Genomic DNA, 898 nt, shown 5'->3' with positions numbered 1-898 from the left:
GAAGCCGACTTCGATTTCCCAACGTTCCCGGTACAGCCGGGCCACCGCCTCGGTGTCGTAGCGCTGCGCCGGCAGCGACGTCATCACCGTGCGCCGCTTGCCCTTGTGCTCATAGCTCACCGCCCGAACCGTCCAGGTCTCGGGCAGTTCAGGATCGCGTTTACGGGCCTGGGGAGAAACCTTCATGCTCAACAAGTGATCGTCGTCGTTGTACGTATGCAGAGTCTCGGCCACCAAGCCCTTGCGGGCGGGGATCAGCCAGTGGCGTTGCTCGCCGCCGCTAGCCAGCCGCAACAACCGGGCGGCGCTCCAGAAGCCTTTGTCGAACAGGGTGATCGAGTGATCCGGGATACGGTCCAGGAAGTCGTCGGCCAGCCGCATCTCGCTGCGCCGGTAGGGGCTAAGCTGGGCATCCAGCAACACGTGCGAGCGCACGTTCATCAACGCCACCAGCCGCATCATCGGGTACGGGGTTTGGCGGTGCGTGCCGGTATTGCCGGAACCGAAGTGCTCACGCAACGCCGGGGTGTCCTGGGTGCGCAGCTGCGCCCCGTCCACCGCCAGGACCTGCAGCCCGTTCCAGTCATCGCCGGGGTAACGTTCCCGGCCCCATTGTTCGCCGGTGCGGCGGAACAGCCATTCCACCGGGTCGGCCCCCAGGCGTCGGCGTGCCTGGGATACACCGCTGCGGGCCAGCAGACTGTCGGTGGCCAGTCCCTGGGCGCAGATATTGAGCCGGCGCGCTACTTCGCAGACCGGTTCGTTGCGGAACAAGGCCATGCCCAGCACCAGCCACAGCACCTGATCGCTGGGGAGGCGCCGCCGACGAATCGTTGCTTTGGAGGACAATTGGAGCGCCGACTCAACCCATTCAACGGGGATGTTCTGGGTGAAGGTG

The 898-nt window shown here is 65.6% G+C and carries 1 protein-coding gene; it reads right to left on the bottom strand.

The genetic code is table 11. The features are described 5' to 3' along the window. Positions 1-898, bottom strand: an 898-nt coding sequence (locus A3730_RS12265; RefSeq protein ID WP_063538137.1) for an IS4 family transposase, incomplete at both ends; no start/stop codon positions are given.

The sequence above is a fragment of the Alcanivorax sp. HI0044 genome (genome assembly GCF_001634945.1).
The sequence above is the reverse complement of the archived record's forward strand: the minus strand, read 5'-3'. Positions and strand labels throughout refer to the sequence as shown.